General features: G+C 44.5%; 27 protein-coding genes and 1 pseudogene. 24 read left to right on the top strand and 4 right to left on the bottom strand.

Going from position 1 to position 25,595, the window contains the following annotated elements; all coding sequences use genetic code 11:
* The first annotated feature begins 21 nt into the window (after positions 1-21).
* From F895_RS11410 to F895_RS11465, 13 genes and pseudogenes are all read left to right on the top strand, one after another.
* On the top strand, positions 22-252 hold the full coding sequence (locus F895_RS11410) for an antitoxin (RefSeq protein ID WP_005240543.1): 231 nt from the start codon (positions 22-24) through the stop codon (positions 250-252).
* A 77-nt stretch (positions 253-329) separates the two neighbouring features.
* Entirely contained in the window at positions 330-1,076 is a 747-nt protein-coding gene (locus F895_RS11415; protein ID WP_004912080.1) for an IS5 family transposase, read from the top strand.
* A 35-nt stretch (positions 1,077-1,111) separates the two neighbouring features.
* The gene (gene vapC, locus F895_RS11420; protein WP_010589822.1) at positions 1,112-1,531 is read left to right on the top strand and encodes a type II toxin-antitoxin system tRNA(fMet)-specific endonuclease VapC; all 420 of its coding nucleotides are present in this window, start codon (positions 1,112-1,114) and stop codon (positions 1,529-1,531) included.
* Positions 1,532-1,661: 130 nt separating this feature from the next.
* Positions 1,662-1,805: a zinc ribbon-containing protein gene (locus F895_RS19410; protein ID WP_004637424.1), complete on the top strand. Its 144-nt coding sequence runs from the start codon at positions 1,662-1,664 to the stop codon at positions 1,803-1,805.
* Positions 1,806-1,932: 127 nt separating this feature from the next.
* The gene (locus F895_RS11425) at positions 1,933-2,508 is read left to right on the top strand and encodes a DUF4126 domain-containing protein (protein ID WP_010589821.1); all 576 of its coding nucleotides are present in this window, start codon (positions 1,933-1,935) and stop codon (positions 2,506-2,508) included.
* 43 nt (positions 2,509-2,551) lie between these two features.
* The gene (locus F895_RS11430; RefSeq protein WP_005240538.1) at positions 2,552-3,253 is read left to right on the top strand and encodes a hypothetical protein; all 702 of its coding nucleotides are present in this window, start codon (positions 2,552-2,554) and stop codon (positions 3,251-3,253) included.
* A gap of 148 nt (positions 3,254-3,401) precedes the next feature.
* Positions 3,402-3,638 (top strand): annotated as a pseudogene (locus tag F895_RS11435) (DUF6868 family protein); the annotation flags it as partial.
* A 121-nt stretch (positions 3,639-3,759) separates the two neighbouring features.
* A complete protein-coding gene (locus F895_RS11440) occupies positions 3,760-4,464 on the top strand; it encodes a DUF1003 domain-containing protein (RefSeq protein ID WP_004656662.1) in 705 nt (234 codons plus the stop codon).
* 140 nt (positions 4,465-4,604) lie between these two features.
* Positions 4,605-5,492: a DMT family transporter gene (locus F895_RS11445; protein WP_005240534.1), complete on the top strand. Its 888-nt coding sequence runs from the start codon at positions 4,605-4,607 to the stop codon at positions 5,490-5,492.
* A gap of 568 nt (positions 5,493-6,060) precedes the next feature.
* Complete coding sequence (locus tag F895_RS11450) at positions 6,061-6,498, top strand: hypothetical protein (RefSeq protein ID WP_026040145.1); 438 nt, start codon at positions 6,061-6,063, stop codon at positions 6,496-6,498.
* A gap of 111 nt (positions 6,499-6,609) precedes the next feature.
* Positions 6,610-7,275 carry a pseudouridine synthase gene (locus F895_RS11455; RefSeq protein ID WP_026040144.1) on the top strand — a complete coding sequence of 222 codons (666 nt, stop codon included), beginning with the start codon at positions 6,610-6,612 and terminating at the stop codon, positions 7,273-7,275.
* Between the two features lie 24 nt (positions 7,276-7,299).
* Complete coding sequence (locus F895_RS11460) at positions 7,300-7,776, top strand: GNAT family N-acetyltransferase (protein WP_005240528.1); 477 nt, start codon at positions 7,300-7,302, stop codon at positions 7,774-7,776.
* Between the two features lie 134 nt (positions 7,777-7,910).
* Positions 7,911-8,276 (top strand): ribonuclease E inhibitor RraB, encoded by a 366-nt coding sequence (locus F895_RS11465; protein ID WP_005240526.1) that lies wholly within the window; start codon positions 7,911-7,913, stop codon positions 8,274-8,276.
* Between the two features lie 61 nt (positions 8,277-8,337).
* On the opposite strand, the gene F895_RS11470 is transcribed toward F895_RS11465, so the two are convergent.
* A complete protein-coding gene (locus F895_RS11470) occupies positions 8,338-8,805 on the bottom strand; it encodes an Lrp/AsnC ligand binding domain-containing protein (protein ID WP_004773316.1) in 468 nt (155 codons plus the stop codon).
* 139 nt (positions 8,806-8,944) lie between these two features.
* Between F895_RS11470 and F895_RS11475 the strand changes: the two genes are divergently transcribed.
* The 4 genes from F895_RS11475 (at position 8,945) to F895_RS11490 (ending at position 13,325) form a co-directional block, all read left to right on the top strand.
* On the top strand, positions 8,945-10,201 hold the full coding sequence (locus F895_RS11475; protein ID WP_005240523.1) for a D-amino acid dehydrogenase: 1,257 nt from the start codon (positions 8,945-8,947) through the stop codon (positions 10,199-10,201).
* 23 nt (positions 10,202-10,224) lie between these two features.
* Entirely contained in the window at positions 10,225-11,328 is a 1,104-nt protein-coding gene (gene alr, locus F895_RS11480; protein ID WP_005240521.1) for an alanine racemase, read from the top strand.
* Positions 11,329-11,337: 9 nt separating this feature from the next.
* The gene (locus F895_RS11485) at positions 11,338-11,697 is read left to right on the top strand and encodes a RidA family protein (RefSeq protein WP_005240519.1); all 360 of its coding nucleotides are present in this window, start codon (positions 11,338-11,340) and stop codon (positions 11,695-11,697) included.
* 191 nt (positions 11,698-11,888) lie between these two features.
* Complete coding sequence (locus tag F895_RS11490; RefSeq protein ID WP_005240517.1) at positions 11,889-13,325, top strand: amino acid permease; 1,437 nt, start codon at positions 11,889-11,891, stop codon at positions 13,323-13,325.
* Positions 13,326-13,390: 65 nt separating this feature from the next.
* On the opposite strand, the gene F895_RS11495 is transcribed toward F895_RS11490, so the two are convergent.
* Positions 13,391-14,272, bottom strand: coding sequence for a LysR family transcriptional regulator (locus F895_RS11495; protein WP_005240515.1), 882 nt, complete (start codon positions 14,270-14,272; stop codon positions 13,391-13,393).
* A 165-nt stretch (positions 14,273-14,437) separates the two neighbouring features.
* Between F895_RS11495 and F895_RS11500 the strand changes: the two genes are divergently transcribed.
* From F895_RS11500 to F895_RS11530, 7 genes are all read left to right on the top strand, one after another.
* On the top strand, positions 14,438-15,955 hold the full coding sequence (locus F895_RS11500) for a CoA-acylating methylmalonate-semialdehyde dehydrogenase (RefSeq protein ID WP_005240513.1): 1,518 nt from the start codon (positions 14,438-14,440) through the stop codon (positions 15,953-15,955).
* 11 nt (positions 15,956-15,966) lie between these two features.
* A complete protein-coding gene (gene mmsB, locus F895_RS11505; protein WP_005240511.1) occupies positions 15,967-16,857 on the top strand; it encodes a 3-hydroxyisobutyrate dehydrogenase in 891 nt (296 codons plus the stop codon).
* A gap of 81 nt (positions 16,858-16,938) precedes the next feature.
* Positions 16,939-18,588, top strand: a complete 1,650-nt coding sequence (locus F895_RS11510; RefSeq protein WP_005240508.1) for an AMP-binding protein — start codon at positions 16,939-16,941, stop codon at positions 18,586-18,588.
* Positions 18,589-18,598: 10 nt separating this feature from the next.
* A complete protein-coding gene (locus F895_RS11515) occupies positions 18,599-19,726 on the top strand; it encodes an acyl-CoA dehydrogenase family protein (protein WP_005240506.1) in 1,128 nt (375 codons plus the stop codon).
* A gap of 21 nt (positions 19,727-19,747) precedes the next feature.
* Positions 19,748-20,521, top strand: a complete 774-nt coding sequence (locus F895_RS11520; protein WP_005240505.1) for an enoyl-CoA hydratase — start codon at positions 19,748-19,750, stop codon at positions 20,519-20,521.
* Positions 20,522-20,534: 13 nt separating this feature from the next.
* Positions 20,535-21,560 (top strand): enoyl-CoA hydratase/isomerase family protein, encoded by a 1,026-nt coding sequence (locus F895_RS11525; protein ID WP_005240503.1) that lies wholly within the window; start codon positions 20,535-20,537, stop codon positions 21,558-21,560.
* 117 nt (positions 21,561-21,677) lie between these two features.
* The gene (locus F895_RS11530; protein ID WP_005240501.1) at positions 21,678-23,039 is read left to right on the top strand and encodes an MFS transporter; all 1,362 of its coding nucleotides are present in this window, start codon (positions 21,678-21,680) and stop codon (positions 23,037-23,039) included.
* Between the two features lie 112 nt (positions 23,040-23,151).
* On the opposite strand, the gene F895_RS11535 is transcribed toward F895_RS11530, so the two are convergent.
* A complete protein-coding gene (locus F895_RS11535) occupies positions 23,152-24,048 on the bottom strand; it encodes an EamA family transporter (protein WP_005240499.1) in 897 nt (298 codons plus the stop codon).
* A 57-nt stretch (positions 24,049-24,105) separates the two neighbouring features.
* Entirely contained in the window at positions 24,106-25,545 is a 1,440-nt protein-coding gene (locus F895_RS11540; RefSeq protein WP_005240497.1) for an amino acid permease, read from the bottom strand.
* Between the last annotated feature and the right edge of the window lie 50 nt (positions 25,546-25,595).

The following is a 25,595-nucleotide window of genomic DNA, read 5'->3' as shown; positions in this document are numbered from 1 at the left end:
AAAACGGTTGGAGTAGCGACAATGTCTACCGCAAAAGTTTTTATGACCGGGCGCAGCCAAGCGATTCGTTTACCTAAAGAATTTCGATTTGAAGGTACAGAAGTTGAAATATTTCGCCGTGGTGATGAAGTGATCCTACGTGAAAAGCCAATTACCGCGGAACACTTATTCAATGTATTGGCACAAATGCCAGATGATTTTTATGCAGAAGAAAGAGTGGATCAACCACCACAAGAACGAGAAGAATTGTAGGGTGTGTTGACACTTTTAGCTTAAAAAAATAGCGAAGTAGTAAAATCAAATCGCCAAACCCAATTTTACTATTCGCTATGCCTCGTACCATGCTGACAGATCAACACTGGCAAAAGTTGAAAACTATTTTGCGTAATTTATCTATTCATCACAACTCAAATTTACGTAATTTTATTGAAGCTATTCTCTATAGAATTAGAACAGGCTGTCCGTGGCGAGATATTCCTTCCTATTTCGGTCAATCAAACTCTATTTTCAAACGTTTTAATCGTTGGTCAAGCAGCGGTAAGTTGCTTAGATTATTCAAATTATTAGCATCATGCCCCGATATGGAGTGGATTTTTATTGATGGCTCTCACGTACGTGCTCATCAACATTCTGCCGGTATAGCGAATCAATCCATTTCTAAAAGTGTAGGAGGAAACTCCTCAAAAATACATTTGATTGTTGATTCACATGGCAATCCTATTGATTTCATGATTACCGATGGCACTACACATGACATCAAAGTTGCACCTGATTTAATAGCAACATTAGATTTAAAAGAGACAGAAGTGGTATGCGCAGATAAAGGCTATGATTCAGAACCACTGCGTGAGCAGATCAGAAAAACAGGAACAAAAGCGAATATACCAAAGAAAATAAATAGCCAATCGAACAATGATCATATGGACTGGTATTTATATAAAATCAGGCATTTAGTTGAAAATATGTTTTGTAGATTAAAACAATTTAGAGGGATAGCTACTCGATATGACAAGCTCAAAAGAAATTATCAAAGTGCTGTTGCCTTAGCCTGTATATTTTTATGGCTACCTTTATAGGTTTAATTATGAACAGTAAATGTCAACAGACCCTAATGCAGGCACAATATTTATTGGATACCAATATTTGTATCTATATCAGCAAACATCAGCCTGAAAGTGTCCGTCAGCATTTTGAAAAACATCTTCCCAATCGGAATATTTTAATCTCGGTGATTACCTTGGGCGAACTACGTTTTGGCGCTGAAAAAAGTCAAAGCAAAGAAAAAGCATTAAAAGTCATTGATGAGTTTACCTCAATGATTCAAGTCGCCGAATTAGATGAAGATGTTGCGGATCATTATGCACAAATACGTCAAGCGCTTTCTTCTAGAGGTCAGATCATTGGATCTAATGATTTATGGTTGGCAGCGCATGCCAGAGCAAATAATTGGGTAATGGTCACCAATAATGAAAAAGAGTTTTTACGTGTTGATGGATTGCGTGTGGAGAATTGGGTATCGAATCCCTTGTAACTCGTTTAAATTTTAAATAATCATCAAACTTCACCTTTCCGCCACCACCACTTGTCGGGAAGGTCAATAAATAATCAAAACTATCACGCTATAGTATATGTACCATTTCTAAAATCTATGGAGAACAAAGATGGTCACTGCTGGCGAAAAACCTGGAACAGGCTTCTATTTTTGTGTTCAATGCGGACACCGCACCTATTTAGAAATTGGTACTGATCGTTTACCTCCGTGTACCAAATGCCTTGGCAATCAATTCAACAGTAAGAATGCCTAAGCCGCAAAATACCAAATAGTTACCCACTGTTTGAATAAAAGCCCTATCCCTTGATAGGGCTTTTTGTTACCTTAAAAATAAGATGTAAATAACAAGACCTGTCATAGGCATAGAAAGGAAATCCATGATGGAAACAATTTTAGGACTGTGTATTGGCGTGGGCCTAAGTGCAGCCTGTGGTTTTCGTGTCTTTGTGCCGCTCTTGGCCATGAGTATTGCCACCTTAATGGGTTGGTATCAACCTACCCAAGGCTTTGAATGGCTGGCACTTCCATCGGTCTGTATGGCATTGGGTTTTGCGACCATTTGTGAAATTGCAGCTTACTATGTGCCGTGGGTGGATAACCTGTTAGATAGCATTGCCACATCAGCGGCTGTGGTGGCAGGTACACTGACCACAATGGCAGTCAGTAGTGGTGAAATGTCCCAGTTTGCCACTTGGGCTGCCGCGCTAATCGTTGGTGGTGGAACAGCAGGCGTAGTACAAATGAGCACGGTTGCGGCACGTGGGGTTTCGACGGCAACTACAGGTGGGTTGGGTAATTTTGTGATCTCGACAGGTGAGTTGATAGGCTCAATTGTGTTATCGATTCTGGCCTTTATCATGCCTGTGCTGATTGCGGTCTTGGTGATCGTTTTTATTATCGTTGCTGCACGCTGGATTCGTGCAAAAAAACAAGAGAAACTCAGCCATTCCTCATAAAAACAAGAACACCGTTAATAACTTGAATGGAGCGATATAAAAGATGATAAAGACTCAAATACTTGCAACATTATTAGCATTCTCAAGCCTATCTGCACTGCCGCAAGTCAGCTTTGCCCAAGAGCCACCCACAGCAGAAGAGCTTCAATTAAGCAAAGACAAAGTCACCTATAAAGCCTATATCCCTGCAAAATACCAACTTTTTAAAGCCATTGAAGGCGACCTGAATAAAGACGGCTTAAAGGATGTGGTGCTGATCGTCAAAGCCACTGATCCCAAAGCCTTTGTCGATCATGAATATTATGGACAGTTAGATCGTAACCGCCGTGGCGTCATTGTTTTACTCAATGAAAAAGGCAAATACATACCTATTGTCAGTAACCTCAGCTGTTTTAGCTCTGAAAATGAAGATGGCGGCGTCTATTTTCCACCTGAGCTATGGATGGAAATTAAAAATAACCTACTCAGTATTTATTATTCACATGGACGTTATGGCTATTGGCGTTATCTGTTTCGGTTAGACGGTAATGATCTGCGTCTGATTGGCTATGATGATTCAAGCAATCATGGGCCTCTCATTCAAAGCCAAACCAGTATTAATTTTTTAACAGGCAAAAAAGTTTTTCGTGAAAATTTAAGCCAAGACCCAGAACAAGATCCAAGCTTTAAAGAAACATGGAGCAAAATCAATCAGGCACCGATCTATCTGTCCAAAGTAAAGGACTTTGATGATTTAAATTTTTAAGAGCGGGTGATTATTTTGATGATTGCTGCCATGCACTGGCACCGCTCAAACTGCCAAGAGAAAGAGATTGATTTGCGCTAAGTATTTTAAGTTTCAGATCATAAAAACCGCTTAAAATAACAACAATAGCCAATGGAGGGAAACCGTCATGAATGCTTTCCAACTCACACAATTTTTTCTTTACATGACGATCTTGAATTATATCGTTTTAATCCTTTGGTTATTGGCCTTTGTCTTTGCAAAAGACTCGATTAAACGCCTACATAGACACTGGTTCAGCTTATCTGAGCAGCAGTTTGATGCAATTCACTATGGTGGGATGGCGATCTATAAAATTGCTATTTTATTATTCGGTCTCGTGCCTTATCTTGCTTTAAAGCTGCTCTACAGACGATCTTTTTTCGGTTTAAGCTTACAAAAGCATCACGGGCAACTCGATGCCGCAGGATAAAATTGAATAACAATAACCAGATAAATGAATAAATCTCACAAAGAGAGGATAGAGCATGAATGGGAAAACAGAGTGTCAAAACTGTATTGTTTGTAAAAAAAGCTTTTCTATTAAAAGCTTGATTCCACTTGGAACGCTACGTCGGGTCATTACAGAAGAAATTGAACAAGATTTTCCAGAATGTGGGGCACAGGATTATATTTGCCTGCCAGATTTGACCAAGTATCGAATGCAATATGTACATTCACTATTAAACTCAGAACAAGGTGAAGTTTCAAATCTAGAAAATGATGTATTACAGAGCATGCAACATCATGATTTAATTAATAAGAATATAGAAACTAAATTTGACCAAGACTGGACCTTGGGAGAGCGACTGGCAGATAAAATCGCATCATTTGGTGGGAGTTGGACATTTCTGATTTGTTTTGCCGCTTTTCTGGCGATTTGGATCTTGGTCAATACCGTGGTCATGGTGAAACATCCTGCGGACCCTTATCCCTTTATTCTGTTGAACCTGATTTTGTCCTGTTTGGCTGCAGTACAGGCCCCTATTATTATGATGAGCCAAAACCGTCAGGAAGCTAAAGACCGTTTACGCTCAGAAAATGACTATAAGGTGAATCTCAAAGCAGAGCTGGAAATCCATAATTTACATGAAAAAATGGATCATCTGCTGATGCATCAATGGGATAGACTGGCAAAAATTCAGGAAATACAGCTCGACCTACTGACTGAAATGAGCAAGAAGAAACAATAGATGATGGATTGAATCAACACAGGCTAGTGTTGCATTGCTTGTGAAAAAGATGCACTAGAACTTAAGATTTGAAGATGACCATCGAAAAAATAAGCAGAACAGCGTAAATTAGCGGCACTTATAATATTGCGCTCAAGCTTATGATGATGACTTGGATTCTGTTCACGCTCATGGCTGCATTTATGCAGGCTTGGCGCAATGCTTTTCAAAAACAGCTCAGTACAACGGTGGATGTCTATGGCACCACACTGGCGCGCTTTATCTTTTCACCGATCTTTGCCTTTAGCTATTTGGCCTTTCTCTATTGGCATCAGCCTGTCACAACATCGGTGCATTTTACCGATAAATTCTGGCTGTATATTGTGATTGCAGGCATTAGCCAGATCTATGCCACTGCCTTGATGGTGAAACTGTTTCAGCAAAAGAACTATGCCATCGGTGTCGGACTTGCCAAAAGTGAAGCGATCTTGGCAGCCTTGGTCGCTGTTTTGTTCTTGCAAGAACATCTCAGTGCGTGGGGTTGGGTCGGCGTGGTGATGGGTGCATTTGCGGTATTTTTACTGAGTAAAGGAAAACAGCAGTCTGATCTGTCCTTGAAAACCTTGATGATTGGACTGGGTAGTGGGCTGTGTTTTGCCATTACTTCTCTATTGGTGCGTGAAGCCAGTCTAGAACTGAGCGTATTGCCATTCTTGCACCGCGCTGCTTGGGTACTGTGCAGTTTGATCAGCTTTCAATGTATTGTACTGTTGATCTATCTCGGATTTTTTAGCCGACCGACGCTGTATAAAATGTGGCAGCGCATGGGTTTAACTTTAAGAGTCAGTATCTGTAGCTTTTTGGCTTCAGTCGGCTGGTTTAGTGCCATGAGTATGCAGACCGTGGCAATTGTCAAAACGCTGGGTCAGGTGGAGATTCTATTTAGTTTGTTGATTTCAGCTTTTTTCTTTAAAGAAAAACTCGCCAAGACCGATCACTTAGGTCTGTGGCTGGTGATTGTGGCGGCCATTATGGTGATTTGGGCCTAAACTAGAAGCTGTATTTGAAAAAATACACATGTAAATTTGAATTTATCGGAATATAAATCGTCATTTTTTATTGGATATGGAAAATATTTCAACTTTTAGCAATCGGTGTGCAAAATTATTTCATTGATAATCGAAAATAGCTGTTTTTAGGAAAACAATCCCGCCGTGATCTGCCTAAACTATGTCTCAAGGGTGTGAAAGGGATCGAAAAGAGTAGCATGCACCGACGCTTATAAAGCAAGTGTGTACGAACCCAAAAGGTCTCGATTCGGCTTAGGACGCTATAGATCAAAAGTTTATAGGCAAAGGTTATGGCTTACAAAGTCATAGGTGTTGAAGTAAACAACCTCTGTTTTCCCTTGATACCCTAAAAATTTAAGTAAATAGAAAAGAATAATCAGACCTAAATAATAAAAACTGTATCAATAAAATAAAAAATGAATGTGAAATGAATCCTGAAATCCTGCCATTGTGAATATAGGTCGATATTTTTATATTAAAAAACAAAATGATATAATTACTTCGTATTTAAAAATTAAAAAAAATGACAGTAATAGGTCACAGCATGATGAATCAGTTCGAGCTTAAAATCCGCTATCCGCATCAAATGAATCACAATGAAATCGATCATGTGGGCAGATTCGATTTGGCAACTATTTTAACCAAATTTGACGAGATGACGTGGCGTCAGCAGTTGGTGCGTCAATTGCAACTCAATGGTGTAGATACCCATTTTATTGTGACAGATCACCGTACTGAACAGACCTGTGTGATTACTCTGGATGCCTATGCCAAATCACAACAGCTTGAATTTAAATTGGACAGTGATATTCCCACCATCATTGCGAAAAAAGATCTGTTTGGTTTGCTGACACGTAAAAGTAAAGAGCATATTTCATTTAAACAACTGAGTCTTGCACGAGTTAAAGATTATCTGATTGCTTTTTTAAATCAGGATATTGCAACACTGGAACAGCATTATCAACAAGGTCTGAGCAAGGGGTAAAGACAGCCTCTTGATTGTGCGGGTATCGCATTGAAATGAGATGTTGCGAAAGCCAATGACACTACTATAATCGTTCCCCATCCAGAACCTGATTCAATGTATGCTGCACTCATGCCTTTAAATGACAACTTTGTTTATGCACCCCCGCAAACACCCCTTGAGATCGCCTATGAAGATGAAGATTTGCTGGTGATCAATAAGCCCGCAGGTTTATTGTCGGTGATGGGGCGTTTACCAGAACATCAGGACAGTGCTTATTTACGGGTTTTGGAACAGTATCCTGCGGCCAAAGTCACGCATCGACTGGATATGGCAACCTCAGGCCTGTTGATGTTTGCCAAACATCGCGATGCGGAAGTGGCGATCAGTAAAATGTTTCAGGCACGGACTGTCAAAAAATATTATCAAGCACTGGTGCAGGGTCAGATTCAGACAGAAGGCTGCGTGGAAGTGCCCTTGATTACGGATTGGGAAAACCGTCCGCGTCAGATGGTGCATTTTGAATTGGGCAAGCCCGCCAAAACGCTATTTCAGTGTATGGCATATGATGCAGCAACTGACCAGAGCCGCGTGCGTTTAGAGCCGGTGACAGGACGTTCTCATCAATTACGGGTACATATGATGCATATCGGTCATCCGATCATGGGCGATAAGCTTTATCATCCAGAACCCGCCAAGTTCCATTTAACACGTATGGCGCTGCATGCGGCTTATCTGGCCTTCAAGCATCCGTTAAAATTGCATGATGTTGAAATTCATTCTCAGGTAAAGTTCTAAATCGAACCATCAATAGGCAAGTCCATGTATGCACCTCAACAAGCTGAATGGTCAACACTCTCCGAGATACAGCAACTACAACTCAAGGCACTTTTATTAGATGCCGATCCAAGCTGGGAGCAGGTGTCGCGCTATCTGTTCCAGTCAAAGCTCTTTATCATGTTAAATGATCAGGCACACATAATTGCCCAGCTCTGTTTATGGCAAAGTGATGATGAGCAAGCTGAAATTAAAAATCTGGCTGTAGATCCACACTATCAAGGGCAGGGCTTAGCCAAAGTATTGATTCAGCAGGTCATTGAAAGCGCCAAACTGCTCAATATCCAGACCCTATGGGTGAAAACGGGCAACTCGAGTCTGGACCAATTGGCGTTGTATCAGAAATGTGGCTTCCGTCTGTCCCATATCGAGCCAGATGTTTTTAAAGATTACCCAACACCGATGTATGAAAATGGCATTCGTTGTCTCGACCAAGTGGTACTTTCCATCGGTTTATCTTAAACAGCCGCGAGCGGATGTTTTAGCTTGATTATTTTTTGACTACAATATTGCTATTCACACGTCTAAAAACTGCAATAAAAATCGGTTACTCTATAGCCAAATACCAATTCCAAAACACAACAAAGGATATGCATATGACACGTGACTATGAGCAATTTCCAGACAACGATAATGGCAATGTACTGTGGCAGATGGTTGAAGATGGCAATGACCTGAATGAGCCACATGAGGTTGAATTTTCCATTGTTTTTGAAAAACAGGAACAAATTGAAAAATGTGCCTTACATCTTTTACATCAAGAACAGAAAATTTCCTTGTTTCAGGAAGAGCAGCACTCGGACGGGTCTGATCTGTGGGTGCTGAATATTCATGTCAATATGACGCTGGAATATGAAGACATCGCTGATCTGGAAGAATGGATGACCAAGATCGCGAAAGAGTTTAATGGCGAATATGATGGCTGGGGCTGTATGAGCTATATTTACGATGAAGATGAATAATCCATCTTGCTATTTAAAAAAGCCCGGAATTTCGGGCTTTTTTATTGTAAGGGAGGTGGCTTTAAACGCCCATATCCAGATATAACGATTCTTTCACCTCTTCCATCACCACATAACTATGCGAGGATGCAGAGGCAGGCAGTTTTTTCAGTAAATCACCTAATAGGCGGCGATAGGCGCTCATTTCTTTAAGACGGGCTTTGACCAGATAATCAAACTCACCTGAGATCAGATGGCATTCCAGCACTTCGGGGATATCGACTAAATCCCGAGCCACCTGATCAAATACATCACCCGATTTAGCTGAAAGTTTGATCTCCAAAAACACCAACAAGTTGCGATCCACATATTCTGGATTGAGACGGGCGTAATAGCCCATGATGATGCCTTCACGTTCCAAACGCTTGACCCGCTCTGAGCAAGGCGTGGTGGATAAGTTGACCCGTGACGCCAATTCACTGATGGCAATCCGGCCTTCACGTTGCAAAATGTCCAAAATCAGGCGATCAATACGGTCTAATTTACGCATCATTTATTCCCTTTTATTTTAATTTTTCCGTGACGAAAACATTAAATTACCTAGATTATAGCGATAAAATCAGTGAAAAAAACTATTGATCCAAAAATATACTAGTTAAATAACCTAGTGTGTGCTTGAGGGATCTATTATGCGCGTAATTGTTTTAGGAAGTGGCGTCATTGGTGTGGCAAGTGCCTATTATCTTGCACAACAAGGTGCGCAAGTGACGGTACTTGACCGTCAATCAGGGCCTGCCAAAGAAACCAGTTTTGGTAATGCAGGCCAAATCTCTCCAGGATATTCAACCCCGTGGGCAGCGCCGGGCATTCCATTCAAAGCCGTGAAGTGGATGTTCCAGCATCATGCGCCATTGGCGATCAATATTGATGGCAGTATGTGGCAGTTGCAGTGGATGGCACAGATGCTGAAAAACTGTAACCCACACAGCTATGCCGTGAATAAAGAACGCATGATGCGTGTGGCAGAATACAGCCGTGACTGTTTGCGTGATTTAAGAGCACAAACTGGCATCAACTACGAAAACCGCTCTAAGGGCACCTTACAAGTGTTTCGTAGCGAGGCGCAACTTGAAGCAGTACAACGTGATATTCAAGTGTTGCAAGAATGTGGCGTCGACTTCGCTTTACTCAATGCGCAAGAATTGGCCAGTGTTGAACCCGCTTTAGGGTATACCGATAAATTGGTCGGTGGCCTCCATTTACCCAATGATGAAACGGGAGATTGCTATTTATTTACCAATGCTTTGGCAAAATTGGCCCAAGATTTGGGTGTGGAATTTAAGTTCGATCAAAATGTCGAAAACCTGATTGTTGAAGGCGATGAGATCAAAGGCGTCAAGGTTAATGGTGAAATCCTCACAGCGGATCGTTATGTCTTGGCCTTTGGTAGCTATTCTCGTGATTTCTTAAAACCACTGCAACTGAATTTACCAGTTTACCCTGTGAAAGGGTATTCACTGACCATTCCGATTGTCGAGCCAAAATTTGCACCACAATCAACGGTACTGGACGAAACCTACAAAGTGGCACTGACACGTTTTGACCAACGGATTCGCGTTGGGGGCATGGCAGAACTCAGTGGTTTTAATCTAGGGTTAAAAGAAGATCGTCGTGCCACTTTAGAGATGGTGACACAGGACTTGTTCCCGGGTGGGGATTTAGCTCAAGCTTCATTCTGGACAGGCCTACGTCCAATGACCCCAGACAGCACTCCAATCATCGGTGCAACCCAGTACAAGAACCTGTTCCTGAATACGGGACACGGGACTTTAGGTTGGACCATGGCTTGTGGTTCAGGCAAATTGATCAGTGATCTGGTCATGAACCACCGTCCTGACATTAGCACGGATGGTTTGTCGATTCAACGTTATTCACACGCTGCTTAATTGCACAGACAGGGAAGTGAATTATGCCTCGTCCAATTACTGCGGTGATCCATGCCCAAGCCTTACGCCAAAATCTTGCGGTGGTAAGGCAAGCAATGCCAAACAGCAAAGTGTTTGCGGTGGTTAAAGCCAATGCTTATGGGCATGGCATTGAACGTGTTTACGAATCATTTAAAAGTGCGGATGGCTTTGCCTTGCTCGATCTGGACGAAGCAAAACGTCTGCGGGCTCTGGGTTGGACAGGCCCAATTCTATTGCTGGAAGGAATTTTCTCGGCCCAAGACCTGTTTGATTGTGCCCAATACCAACTCAGTTTTACCGTGCACAATACGCAACAGGTGGCGTGGATACAGCAGCATGCTTATCCAGCCCAGTTCGATATTTTCCTGAAAATGAACAGTGGTATGAACCGTTTAGGTTTCAAGCCGCAACAATATCGGGACATTTGGCAGCAGCTGAGCCAGTCGGACAACATTGCCAGCATCACTCATATGATGCATTTCTCCGACGCTGATGGTGACCGTTTTGGTGAAACCGGAATTGACTATCAACTGCAGCAGTTCGACGCCGCGATTGCAGGCTTGCCTGGCGAAAGATCGGTCAGTAACAGTGCTGCAATTTTAAGATATCAGACCCAATTACAATCGGACTATGTACGTGGCGGCATCATGCTGTACGGCAGTTCTCCCGATTATCCCAAACATACCATTCAGGACTGGGGCCTTGCTCCGGGCATGAGCTTGCGCAGCGAGATTATCGCCGTGCAACAGCTCGATGCGCAGGAAAGTGTCGGCTATGGTTCCAGTTATGTAGCCGAGCAACCGATCCGAATTGGCATCGTAGCCTGTGGCTATGCCGATGGTTATGAACGTATTTCAGCAACAGGAACCCCTGTTCTGGTCAATGGGATTCGGACCCAGATCATTGGACGGGTCAGCATGGATATGCTGGCGGTAGACCTCAGCCCGATCCGCGATGCCGATGTCGGCAGTGAGGTGGTGCTTTGGGGTCAGTCCAGTTCAGGCACAGTTTTAGCCATTGATGAAGTGGCAGCAGGTTCAGGCACCATCGGTTATGAACTGATGTGTGGCGTGACTGCACGTGTTTCATTTATTACTCAGGAATAAGGATTTCTTATGTCTAACTCAGATATTCAAAAGCTCAATACCAATGAAGTCATGAGCGCAGTGACGGTCTTCAATCAAGTGGTATATTTATCAGGACAAGTACCTAAAAATGCCGAACTGGATATTGAAGGGCAAACCCGTGAAGTGTTGGCAACCATTGAACAACTTTTGGCTTCAGCAGGAACCGATAAATCACGTTTATTGTCTGCGCAATTATTTTTAAAAGATCTTTCAGATTTCCCTGTGGTGAATACTATCTGGATTGACTGGTTAAAAGGTCATGTTGCGCCTTCGCGTGCCACCATTCAGGCAGACTTGGTCAATCCGAAGTGGTTGATTGAAATTGCAGTCGTTGCAGCACAAAAATAAAGCGATCCGCTTTATTTTTGTTTAAAAAATATAAAAAAAGAAGAAAAGTAACGTATTTGCAGTAGATAAAACGTAGTCAGATACGTATTTTCTTGCAATCGAAATGAGTCAGCCGTCTTTAAAAGACAGCTAGGGTATGGCGTATAAATCAAGTGCTGACTCATTTAGGAAAAAAGTAAAAGGAACTTTATATGACGGTGACATCTCATCAGTCAGAAGGCGAACAGTCGCCCCAAGACTTACAACGTAAACTCTCCAATCGCCATTTGCAGTTGATCGCCATCGGCGGTGCCATTGGTACAGGGCTCTTTATGGGCTCAGGCAAAACCATCTCTTTGGCAGGCCCATCAATTCTGTTTATTTACATGATTATTGGTGGCATGTTCTTCTTCTTAATGCGGGCGCTCGGTGAATTGTTACTTGCCAACCTGCATTACAAATCCTTTGTCGATATGGCGCATGATCTGATTGGGCCATGGGCTGGCTATTACATGGGCTGGACCTATTGGTTGGGTTGGGTGCTGGTTGGTATTGCCGATCTGGCTGCTGTGATTAATTATCTCACCTTTTGGCTGCCCGAAGGCACCATGTTTACCCCGATTGGACAGGCCGCCATTAGTGCCGGCTGTGTATTGTTTGTGCTGTTCTTAAACTTGCTCACTGTACGCCTGTTTGGTGAAATTGAATTCTGGTTTGCGCTGATCAAGATTCTGGCCATCATTGGATTGATTGGTGTCGGTGGCTATATGATTTTTAGTCATTTTCAGGCACCGCATGGCACGGTCGCTTCATTGAGTAATGTTTGGTCGCATGGTGGTATGTTTCCGAAAGGCTTGGATGGTTTCTTGGCAGGCTTCCAGATCGCGGTCTTTGCCTTTGTTGGGGTGGAACTGATTGGAACCACTGCAGCTGAAACCAAAGATCCGCATAAGAATTTGCCCAAAGCCATTAATGCGATTCCGATTCGGATTATCTTGTTCTATGTCTTGGCCTTATTGGTGGTGATGTCAGTGACACCTTGGAATATTATCCGTGCCGATAAGAGTCCGTTTGTGGAGTTGTTCCTGAATGCAGGGATTGTGACCTCAGCGATCATCATGAATTTGGTGGTATTGTCTTCGGTGATGTCTTCTATGAACAGTGGCGTGTTCTCCACCAGTCGGATGCTGTTTGGTTTATCTAAAGATGGTCAGGCACCCAATGCCTTTGGTCGTTTATCGAAAAGTGCTGTGCCTGCCAATGGTCTGATCTTCTCGTGTGTGTTCATCATGGGCGGGGCGGTGTTGCAATACTTTGTGCCGAATACCCTTGAGGCTTTCACTTTAGCCAGTTCACTGTGCGTGATTCTATTCATTAGTGTCTGGAGTCTGATCATGGTGTGCTATCTGCGCTACCGTAAATTACGTCCAGAATTACATGCTCAATCCAAGTTTAAAATGCCAGGTGGGGTGTTGATGTCTTATGTGGTAATCGCTTTCTTGCTGTTTGCATTGGTGATTTTGGCACTTGAACCAGATACCTTAAAAGCACTGTATGTTAGCCCATTGTGGGTGGTCATTTTGGCGGTGACCTACCAGCTGATGTATAAACCCCGCATGAAAAAATTGGGGCGTGAATTGGCACAATAGTTCATGTCTATTGAGTAAAAAACCGATCTCCATTGATCGGTTTTTTTATGTTCTGGTCATGGTGCTTAATCCACCAATAAGTGCTGATATTGATCGGCCTGTTTACGTAGATAATCCCAGACCAACTTGATACGGGGTTCATGCTGCAAATCGACAAAGGTCAGCATCCAAAAGGTATGCGTGTAGCGCACCTGTTGCTCTAATACGGTCTCCAGTTCAGGTTTATCATCAGCCAGAAACTTGGGCAAAATTGCCAATCCTGCACCCGCACTTACGGCAATCTGCTGCGCTAAAATACTGCTGCTGCGAAAGTTTGCATTCAGTTTTAACGGTAAACGTTCCAGACAGTACAGCTCGGGGCTATACACCAAATCATCAATATAATTGACAAAGCGATGTGGAGTTAAATCCTGCAAATGCCGAATCGGTGGATGCTGAGACAGATAGCTTTTGCTGCCGTAAATTTTTAAACAATAATCCGAGAGTCGCGTAATGATATAGGGACCTGAGGTGGGCCGTTCAATGGAGACCACAATATCGGCTTCACGATGCGACAGCTTGATCATTTTCGGTACGGGAATCAGGTCGATGGTCAGCAAAGGATATTGCATGGAAAACTCAGCCAGTAAGCGTGCCAGAAAGGCGGTACCAAAGCCCTCAGGTGTGCCAATTCGCACACGACCTTGCAAAGGTTGTTGTGGTTTTTCAATTTGCAGAAAGGCATATTCCATTTGCTCAACCCGAGGCACTAACGCCATGCCTTCCAGCGTGAGTTCATAACCCGAGGCTTCACGCTTAAATAAAGTCACCCCTAAAGTTTGCTCTAAGGCCTGAATCCGCCGTGCCACGGTACTGTGTTCCACGCCGATGATCCGTGCCGCATTGGTCAAGGTTTTGGTACGTGCCAGTACTAAAAAAAACTGTAGATGATCCCAATCCACTTTCATTGTTATTGCCGTCCATGTGCATATTTGCACAACGATCGTGCATTAATTTGCGTTGGTGGTCAAAGCTTTCTTTGTTAGTCTCGAATAAAACCTGAATAAAGAAAATACGACGATCGATATTTTCTGAACACTGAACACAATAAAAATACGGCCTATGGAGAGGTTATGAACACAATCCAAAATATTCAATTGGAAACAGCCAAGTTACTCATTAATGGCCGTTTTATCGAATCAGAAACCCAACAATGGCAAGACATTATTAATCCTGCAACGCAGGAAGTGATTGGTCGTGTGCCATTTGCGACGGTGCAGGAAGTCGATGCGGCAATTCAGTCTGCACAAGCAGCATTTGCGTCTTGGCGTCAAACCCCGATTCAGGCGCGCATGCGCATCATGCTGAAGCTGCAAGACCTGATTCGTGCCAATATGAAAGCAATTGCACAGGTGCTGACCGCTGAACAGGGTAAGACCTTGGCCGATGCTGAAGGCGATATTCAACGTGGTCTGGAAGTGGTTGAGCATGCCTGTTCGGTTGGCACTTTGCAGATGGGTGAATACGTTGAAGGCGTGGCGCGTGGCGTCGATACCTATACGGTACAGCAACCTTTGGGCGTGTGTGCAGGGATTACCCCATTTAATTTCCCCGCCATGATTCCGTTGTGGATGTTCCCGATGGCGATCGTCTGTGGCAATACCTTTGTGTTGAAGCCTTCTGAACAAGATCCACTGTCGACCATGATGTTGGTGGAACTCGCGATTCAGGCCGGTATTCCAGCAGGGGTACTGAATGTGGTGCATGGCGGTAAAGAAGTGGTTGATCGCTTGTGTACCCATCCAGAGATTAAAGCCATTTCCTTTGTTGGTTCGACCGCAGTGGGCACCCATGTGTATAACCTTGCAGGGCAGCATGGCAAACGTGTGCAGTCGATGATGGGGGCGAAAAACCATGTGGCAGTGATGCCCGATGCCAATAAAGAACAAACCTTAAATGCTTTGGTCGGAGCTGCTTTTGGTGCCGCAGGGCAACGTTGTATGGCACTGTCGGTCGCTGTGATGATTGGTGAAAGTAAACACTGGATTCCCGAGTTGGTTGAAAAAGCCAAAACCCTAACTGTGAATGCAGGGCATGAACCCAATACCGATATTGGCCCTGTAATTTCAAAACGTGCCAAAGCCCGTGTACTGGATTTGATCAATAGCGGAGTCGAGCAAGGTGCGGAACTGTTGCTGGATGGTCGTGATGTTCAGGTGTTGGGTTATGAGGACGGTAATTTTGTCGGTGCGACCATTTTCAGTGGTGTAAGCACGGATATGCGCATTTATAAAGAAGAAATCTTTGGACCTGTACTGGCGATTATTTCTGTTGATACGCTGGAACAGGCAATTGCACTGATCAATGCCAATCCATTTGGTAACGGTGTCGGCTTATTTACGCAAAGTGGTGCGACTGCGCGTACTTTCCAGAACCTGATTGATATCGGTCAGGTGGGGATTAATATTCCAATTCCTGTGCCTGTACCGTTCTTTAGCTTTACCGGTTCACGTGGTTCTAAACTGGGTGATTTGGGCCCTTATGGTAAACAGGCGGTGCAGTTCTATACCCAAACCAAAACCATTACCAGCCGCTGGTTTGAAGACAGTCACGAAGTGGGCAGTGTCAACACCACCATCAATTTACGTTAAGGGGATCATGGATGAATATCGCCTTTATCGGTCTAGGCAATATGGGCGGCAGAATGGCCCACAACCTGCTTAAAGCCGGACTGACAGTCTATGGTTATGACCTCAGCGAAGTGGCCATTCAGCACTTTGCCGAGGCGGGTGGTGTAGTGTGCGACAGCCCACAAGCAGCGGCCAAACAAGCCGATGTGCTGATCAGCATGTTACCTGCGGCGAAACATGTCAAAGAAGTCTATCTCGGTGAAAATGGCGTGTTGGACGTACTGAAAGCGGGCAGCTTATGTATTGACAGCAGCACCATTGACCCGCAAACCATCAAAGACATTGCCACAGTTGCGCAGAGTAAAAATATTCATATTTGTGATGCGCCTGTGTCAGGCGGTACCATCGGTGCACAAGCGGGGACCTTGACATTCATGGTCGGCGCCAATGATCAGACTTTTGATGAAGTGAAACCCGTACTCAGTCACATGGGCAAAAACGTGGTGCATTGTGGTGAAGTGGGTGCAGGTCAAATTGCCAAAATCTGCAATAACCTGATTCTCGGGATTTCCATGGCTGCTGTGTCCGAAGGCATGGCACTCGGTGTCAAACTCGGTATTGATCCACATGCTTTGGCAGGGGTGATTAACACTTCAAGCGGGCGTTGCTGGAGTTCGGAAGTCTGTAATCCATGGCCGCAGATTAACGAAAATGCACCCGCTTCACGTGGCTATCAAGATGGTTTTGCGACTCAGTTGATGTTGAAAGACTTGGGGCTTGCGGTAGAAGCGGCAGGACAAGTTCAACAACCGATTGTGCTGGGTGGGATGGTGCAGCAGCTTTATCAGCAAATGTGCATGCGTGGCAATGCGCATCTCGATTTTTCCAGCATTATTCAGCAATACCTGCCGCCAGAAGCATAACAGCTAAAGCCAAAGGATGGCTTTTATCAAAAAATTAAACCCTGTCATGAATAACAATCAAACCAGACTGAGGGAACACAGATGTTGAATTATAAAGAGACGGTACAGGCTTTTGATCTGCACAGTACAGCAACACAGATGCTGTCAGGTTCAGTCGATGCATTGAATGCCTGTTATGAATGTTGTGATCGCCATGCACAAGGCGACAAAATCGCCTTGTATTGGCAAGGCAAAGATGGTCGTAAAGAACAATACACCTTTCGCCAGTTGCAGCAATGGTCGAGTCAATTTGCCAATTTCTTAAAATCGCAGGGTGTAAAAGCAGGTGATCGTATTTCAGGATTATTGCCGAGAACACCTGAGCTGTTGGTGACGATTTTCGCGGCATGGCGGATTGGTGCGGTATATCAACCTTTGTTTACTGCATTTGGCCCCAAGGCAATCGAGCATCGTCTGCAACTGGCACAAAGTAAGTTGGTGGTGACGGATACGAGTAACCGCAGCAAACTGGATGAAGTTGAGCGTTGTCCAGCAATTGTCAGGGTTGCAGATCAGCAAGTCACACCGTTAAATCCAGAAGACTTTAATTTCTGGGATGAAGTACAGCAGCAGCCTAAGCACTGTGATTTGGTGATGCGAACCCTGCAAGATCCATTTTTATTGATGTTTACGTCGGGGACCACAGGCCCCGCCAAACCATTAGAAGTGCCGTTAAAAGCCTTACTGGCCTTTGCGCGTTATATGCAAGATGCGGTTGGTCTAAGGGAAGAGGATTCATTCTGGAATATTGCCGATCCGGGTTGGGCATATGGCTTGTACTTCGGTATTACTGGGCCGTTATTTTTGGGTCATGCCATCTTGTTTTATGACGGTGGTTTTAGCACCGACAGTTTGTGTCAGATTGTCAAGGATTATCAGATTACCAATCTGGCGGGGGCACCTACAGCTTACCGCATGATGATGGCGGCGGATCCTGCCCAGATGGCAGCACTGAAAGGCCAGTTCCGCGTGGTCAGCAGTGCAGGAGAGCCGTTGAATCCAGAAGTGATTCGCTGGTTTAAACAGGTGTTGGATGCGCCGATTTATGACCATTATGGACAGACGGAGGTGGGCATGGTGGTGTGCAATCACCATGGCCTAAGCCATGAGGTTCGTGCGGGTTCAGCAGGTTTTGCCAGCGCAGGTTATCGTGTTGCCGTGGTCAATGAACAGGGCGAAGAATTACCCGCAGATACGCCGGGAATTTTAGCTGTGGATATCAGCCAGTCACCGATGATGTGGTTTGGTGGCTATCATGAAACCCGTAAATCACCGTTTATTGGCCAGTACTATTTGACGGGTGATACTGCCGAGTTGCATGCCGATGGCAGCATGAGTTTTGTCGGACGCAGTGATGATGTGATCACCACGTCGGGCTATCGGATTGGCCCTTTTGATGTGGAAAGTGCCTTGCTGGAACATGATGCGGTGGTTGAGGCGGCGGTGATTGGAGTACCTGACCCAGAGCGGACCGAGGTGGTGAAAGCGTTTGTGATTTTATCGGCAGGGATTCAGCCCTTGGAACAACTGGCGGAAGAACTGAGTCAGTTTGTGAAAAAACGTCTGTCTGCGCATGCCTATCCGCGACTGGTCGAGTTCGTCACTGAACTGCCAAAAACCCCAAGCGGCAAAATTCAGCGCTTTTTATTGCGCAATCAGGAAATTGCCAAACAGCAAGCCAAAGTAGGATAGGGAAGACAAGATGCAATTGACTGAAGAACAAGGTCTCATTCGAGATATGGCGAAAAGCTTTGCCCAAGAACAGATCAAGCCCAATGCCAGTGACTGGGATCGACACGGCACATTTCCCAAAGCCGCACTGGCACAAATGGGTCAGCTCGGCTTTATGGGCATGCTGATTCCTGAACAATGGGGTGGTTCCGATACAGGCAATCTTGCTTATGTACTGGCGCTTGAGGAAGTGGCCGCAGCGGATGGTGCGACCTCAACCATCATGAGTGTGCATAACTCTGTGGGCTGTGTGCCGATTTTAAAATTTGGTACCGATGAACAGAAAGAACGCTTTTTAAAACCCTTGGCACAAGGTGAAATGATTGGTGCCTTTGCCCTGACTGAGCCGCATACCGGTTCAGATGCCGCAGCGATTAAAACCCGTGCTGTCAAAGACGGCGATGACTATATTCTCAATGGCGCCAAGCAGTTTATTACCTCGGGGGACAATGCTGGGGTGATTATCGTATTTGCCGTGACTGATCCCAATGCAGGCAAGAAGGGTATCAGTGCTTTTCTCGTGCCACGTGATACAGCGGGATACGAAGTGATTCGGGTCGAAGAGAAACTGGGTTTACATGCCTCAGATACTTGCCAGATTGCGCTGACTGATGTGCGTATTCATCAAAGCCTGATGTTGGGTGCGGAAGGTGAGGGGCTGAAAATTGCACTTGCCAATCTGGAAGGCGGACGTATTGGCATTGCGGCACAGGCGGTGGGTTTGGCACGTGCAGCACTGGAAGAAGCCACGTGCTACGCCAAAGAGCGTCTGACCTTTGGCAAACCAATTTTTGAGCATCAGGCACTCGCTTTCCGCCTTGCCAGTATGGCGACCGAGATCGAAGCAGCACGACAATTGGTGCATTATGCTGCACGTCTTAAAGAAGCAGGGCAACCTTGTTTGAATGAGGCTTCCATGGCCAAGCTATTTGCTTCGGAAATGACCGAACGTGTCTGTTCGGCCGCGCTACAGGTGTTTGGTGGCTATGGTTATCTCAAAGATTTTCCGATTGAACGGATCTATCGAGATGCCCGAATTTGCCAGATTTATGAAGGCACTAGCGATATTCAACGCTTAGTGATCGCACGTAGCTTATAACAATATAACAAGGAATCCATGATGCAGTGGCAAACCATCTTATTCGAAAAACGCAATGGCGTGGGATTGATTACCCTGAATCGTCCGCAAGCCCTGAATGCGCTGAATAGTGAATTGATTAGCGAAGTGAATCAGGCTTTAGATGAATTGGAAAAAGATCGCGAGATTGGCTGTATGGTGTTGGCAGGCTCGGAAAAGGCCTTTGCCGCAGGTGCAGACATTAAGGAAATGGCCGAGCTGAATTTTCCCGATATTTATTTTGATGATTTTTTCCATCTTGCCGATCGTATCGCGCAACGCCGTAAACCGTTGATTGCAGCAGTTAGTGGCTATGCGCTTGGCGGCGGTTGTGAGTTGGCCCTGATGTGTGACTTTATCTATTGTGCCGACAATGCCAAGTTTGGTTTACCTGAAGTGACTTTGGGTGTGATTCCAGGGATTGGCGGCACGCAACGTCTAACCCATGCAATTGGTAAAGCCAAAGCCATGGAAATGTGCTTTACCGCGCGGCAGATGGGCGCAGTCGAAGCTGAACAAAGCGGGCTGGTAGCACGTGTGTTTGGTAAAGAACAATTACTGGAACAAACCCTGCAAGCCGCAGAGAACATTGCTGCACGCTCTTTAACGGCCAACATGATGCTGAAAGAAAGCATTAATCGAGCCTTTGAAGTCAATCTGTCCGAAGGCTTACGTTTTGAAAGACGGATGTTCCACTCTATTTTTGCCACATCGGATCAGAAAGAAGGTATGCAGGCTTTTGTGGAAAAACGTCAGGCCAAATTTAAAAATCGATAAGAGATCAACAACAATGAATATCGAAAATCAGTTAATGATTGAGCAAAAGGGTGGTCTTGGCCTGATGAGCTTAGATCGGGTCAAACATTTAAATGCCTTGTCACTGGAGATGATTGAGGGTATCTGTAGTCAACTGGAGTTGTGGCGTTATGATGCAGCAATTCAGGCGGTCTTGATCAAATCGAATAGCCCCAAAGCCTTCTGTGCAGGTGGCGATATTCGCTATCTGTATGATAGCTATAAAAATGATACGGCTGATTATAAGGGCTATTTTAGCGCCGAATATAAGATGCTGAACCTGCTGCGTGACTATGCAAAGCCTGTGGTCGTAGTGCTCGATGGTTATGTGCTGGGCGGTGGTTTTGGCTTAGCACAAGCCTGTCATATTGTGGTGAGCAGTGAAAAATCCAGATTTGCAATGCCTGAAACTGCGATTGGCTTTTTCCCTGATGTCGGTGCGACCCATTTCCTGTCTCGACTGGATGATATCGGCGTTTATCTGGCCATTACGGGTGAGCAGATCAGTAGTAGTGACGCGCTTTATTTAGACTTGATCGACTATCACGTACCCAGTGACAAGCTACAAGCCTTGCAAGATGCGCTGATTAATGAACCGAATCTAAGCAAACAAAATATTGAGCATATTGTCGCTTGCTTTATTACCCGACCGGCTGAAAGTGAACTGAAACCGTTGGCAGATGGCATACGCAAGCATTTCGGTTTTCAGCATGTGGATGAAATTGAACATAGTCTGGCACAAGAACAGGATGAACAGTTGCGACCTTGGGCAGAAAAAATGCTCGGCATCTTGCAGCAGCGGTCATCTATTGCCAAACAAACCAGTTTAAAGCTGCAACATTTAGGCCGTGGCCTGTCTTTAGCACAATGTATGCAACTGGAACGGGATCTACAAGATATCTGGTTTGATCATGGCGATTTTATTGAAGGGGTACGTGCCCTGATTGTAGACAAAGACAAACAGCCGCAATGGCAACAACGGAATCTAGAGCTGGAACAGATTCTGGAAAAACTCAGCTAAATCCAATCATGCATATTGACTTATCTAAGGAGGATTAAACCGTCTGAAATGCGGATGATCAGGACTGATGGTCCGCAAAGAATATAAAACAAGAAAATCCAAGAAAGGAACATGATGATGCAAACAATACATGGAAACGGTTCATCTGCTAAAAAGTCATCTCATCGCTTGGCGGGTATCTCAAGTATGGTGGGCACTACGATTGAGTGGTATGACTTTTTTATCTACGGTGCTGCGGCAGCTTTAATTTTTAATAAATTGTTTTTCCCTAACCTTGATCCGTTAACGGGTGTGCTTGCCGCATTTGCCACCTATGCGGTGGGATTTATCGGTCGACCGTTGGGCGGTTTGGTGTTTGGGCATTTTGGTGACAAGATCGGGCGAAAATCGATGTTGCTGCTAACCCTGATGCTGATGGGGATTCCCACCGTCCTGATTGGTCTGTTACCGACCTATGAATCAATCGGTTACTGGGCTGCCATCTGTTTGGTGATCTTGCGCTTTGTGCAAGGTATGGCGATGGGAGGCGAGTGGGGCGGTGCCATACTGATGGCGGTGGAACATGCGCCAGAAGGTAAAAAGGGGTTTTGGGGCAGTCTGCCTCAAGCCAGTACTGGCGGTGGCTTAATGCTGGCTTCGATTGCATTGGGATTGGTATCTTTATTGCCTGAGCAGGCTTTGTTTAGTTGGGGTTGGCGGATTCCGTTCCTTGCCAGTATCGTGTTACTGGCAGTCGGTTGGTATATTCGGGTTAAAGTGCCTGAGTCGCCCGATTTTGAAAAAGTGAAGCAGCAAGCAGACAAAGTTAAAGTCCCTGCTTTACAGGTCTTTAAAAAGCATCCAAAGCAACTGATCAGCATTATTGTGGCGCGCGCGGCTGAAAATGCCTGGTTTTATATTGCTTCGACCTTTACTTTGGCTTACACCACTACACAGCTCGGAATTGCCAGACAAGAGATCCTCTTTGCCACTATTTGTGGGGCCATTGTGATTATGTTTATGACCCCATTATGTGGACATTTGTCTGATAAAGTCGGGCAACGCAATATGTTCATGTTCGGCTTATGTGTACTGGCACTATATAGCTATCCATTTTTTAGCATGCTCAATACCAAAGACCCTGTGTTGGTCTGGACTGCAATCGTGTTGGCGATTGGCGTAGTGTTCCCGATTATGTATGCGCCACAAGCACAATTGTTTGCGCGGCAGTTTCCCGCAGAAATCCGTTATAGCGGTATCTCCATCTCGGTACAGTTGGCAGGTGTGTTGGGAGGAGGACTTGCACCACTGATTGCCACCAAACTGTTGAGTATGGGTGACGGTAGTCCGCATTTGATTATGATATATATTGGCAGCATGGCAGTGATTGCGATTATTGCAACCACATTTATGCCACGGGATCAGAGCGTCGGACTAGATCAACCTTATCAAAGTAAAGATCGTTTAAAGCTCGATAAGAATGCCACGGATCCTTTGTAATCGTCTTGCTGAATAGGATTTTTATCTACCCCCACCTTATATCAAGCAATCTAAAATTTATTAGGCTGCTTGATATGGGGAAAAGAAGTTGTGTAAAGAACAATGAACAAATTTAACTTTGCAGCATCTTTCTACGAATAGAAGACACCTTGATCTTTTGTCCAAGTAAATGAACCATTAAGCTCAGCATTACAATGATTGAGCCTAACCATTGCCAACTATTTAGATGTTCATCGAGTACAAGATAAGCGAAAATCATACTAATTACAGGCACCCAGAGCGAGAGAGGGCTGATTTTTGCCGCAGGATAGCGAGTTAATAAATAAATCCATAAACCATAACCAACAATTGTCGCAAAATAGGCTAGGAAAGCCGCTGCTCCGAATCCTCTCCAACTCAAAGCATGCCAATCTGCAATGATTCCTTGCCAACCTGTAGTCTGGATAGCCAATAATAAAAACCAAAGTGGTGTGAGTAGGTTTCCCCAAACCACTAAACCAATTGGATGAACAGACTTCATACGTTTGACGACAATATTTCCACACGCCCAAGAGAAAGCTGAACATAGAACCAAGAGCAAACCGAGCAAAGGGACATGGCTATGTTGTTGTCCTAAAGCAATCAATCCTAAGCCGAGTGATGCAATCATGATAGCCAACCACTGATTCCAAGACGCCTGCTCTTTAAGAAAAAAAGTGGCGATGATGACAGTAAAGAAGGCTTGGGATTGCACCACTAAAGCCACCAACCCCGTAGGCATACCCGTAGCAATTGCACTAAACATAAATGCAAATTGGGAAAAGTTACTGATCAGCCCATAAAGCAGAAGCCATTTCCAAGCGACTTGCGGAATGCGAATAAGAAACAAGGCTGGCAGTAACACTAATATATAGCGTAGGCATCCAAGCATCATCGGGCTGATTTCACTTATACCAACTTTCATGAAATAAAAGTTAATACCCCAGATGAACACCACTGCCAAAGCAGCGAGCTTATCTTTTAGTAACATAAAGAATTCCTGATCAAGACGACCTACGATGAAGCAGGTCGTTGAGAGACAGCGAGCTTAGATTTTGTGATTTTTTGTGGTGATGAACGTATCTAATTGGGGATAACGATGACGTAGCTTGAGTAGTTCAAAGTAGTCACGAATCATAAAGATACAGAACATCATTACAGCACTTGCGATCCCGAACCAAAAGGCTTTCTGTAGGTTTGGTAAAAATGCCATGGCAGCAAAAATACATAACATACTGATGATCGCAAGGTAGCTGAGATAAGGAAAACACCACATCCGAACTTTCAAGCGTTCAGGCGCGACGCGTTCTAAATGACGGCGTAAACGAATTTGAGAAAAGGCAATAATGATATAAACAAATAGCGCGACGGTTCCATACGATTCAACGAGAAAAGGAAATACGCCGTCTGGAGAAAAGTAGGAGGCTAAGATCGAAAAATAACCAAATAGAGTGCTAAATAAAATGGCACGGATAGGAACCCCATTTTTTGACAGCTTGGTTAGGCTACGAGGCGCATCCCCATTTTTTGTTAAAGCAAATAGCATACGGCTTGCGGCATAAACGCCAGAGTTTAGACAGCTGAGCACCGCAACTAAAATCACGCCGTTCATAATGTCTGCGACATAGGGAATATCTAAGACCTGTAAAGCACTGACATAAGGTGTTGCAATCGCAGTGCTATTCCAAGGGACAATACAAACCACGAGGAAAATAGAACAAACATAGAAGATCAAAACCCGTGTGATAACAGATTGAGTTGCTTTCGCAACGGATTCTTCGGGATTCTTGGTTTCGGCCGCTGCAATGGTGACAATCTCTGCGCCAAAATAGAACGCTGTTGCAGCTACAGCGCCTGATAAGACAGGCCCCCAGCCGTTTGGCATAAAACCGCCATGTTTGAAGAGCTCTCCAAATCCTGAAGCTTGATGATTTGGCCACCAGCCGAATAAGTAAATAGAACACAAGAAAATAAAGACTGTAATCGCAGCAACTTTAATTGAGGAAAACCAGAATTCAAACTCACCAAAAGAGCGAACAGAAAACAGATTGGTGGCTGTCAGTAAGATCAACAGAACTAGACTGACAATCCATTGAGGTAAATCAGGCATCCAATACGCAAGCAGTTTTGCACCGACGATGGCTTCAAGCGCGATTACAATCACCCAAAAATACCAATACATCCACCCCGTCATAAAGCCAGCCAATCGAGATAAAAATGGAGAGTCTTTAAAGGCATAACGGGCATAAGCATAAAAAGACCCTGTAACGGGAGAAGCGGTTGCTAGCTCACCAAGCATTCTCATGACCAGAATGATCAAAATACCTGTGATCAAAAATGACAAAATAGCTGCTGGCCCAGCAGCTTGAATGACCACTGAACTCCCGACGAATAAGCCCATGCCAATCACGCCACCGAGTGCCATCATTTGTACATGCCGAGGCTTCAATGTGCTTTTTAAATCTGGATTAGAATTTGAATCATACATAACTGCTTATCCCTCATAATTTTTTATAAATTGACCGTCCGCCTGATTGT

This window comes from Acinetobacter sp. CIP 64.2 (genome assembly GCF_000369645.1).
Classification (GTDB): Bacteria; Pseudomonadota; Gammaproteobacteria; order Pseudomonadales; family Moraxellaceae; genus Acinetobacter.
The sequence above is the reverse complement of the archived record's forward strand: the minus strand, read 5'-3'. Positions and strand labels throughout refer to the sequence as shown.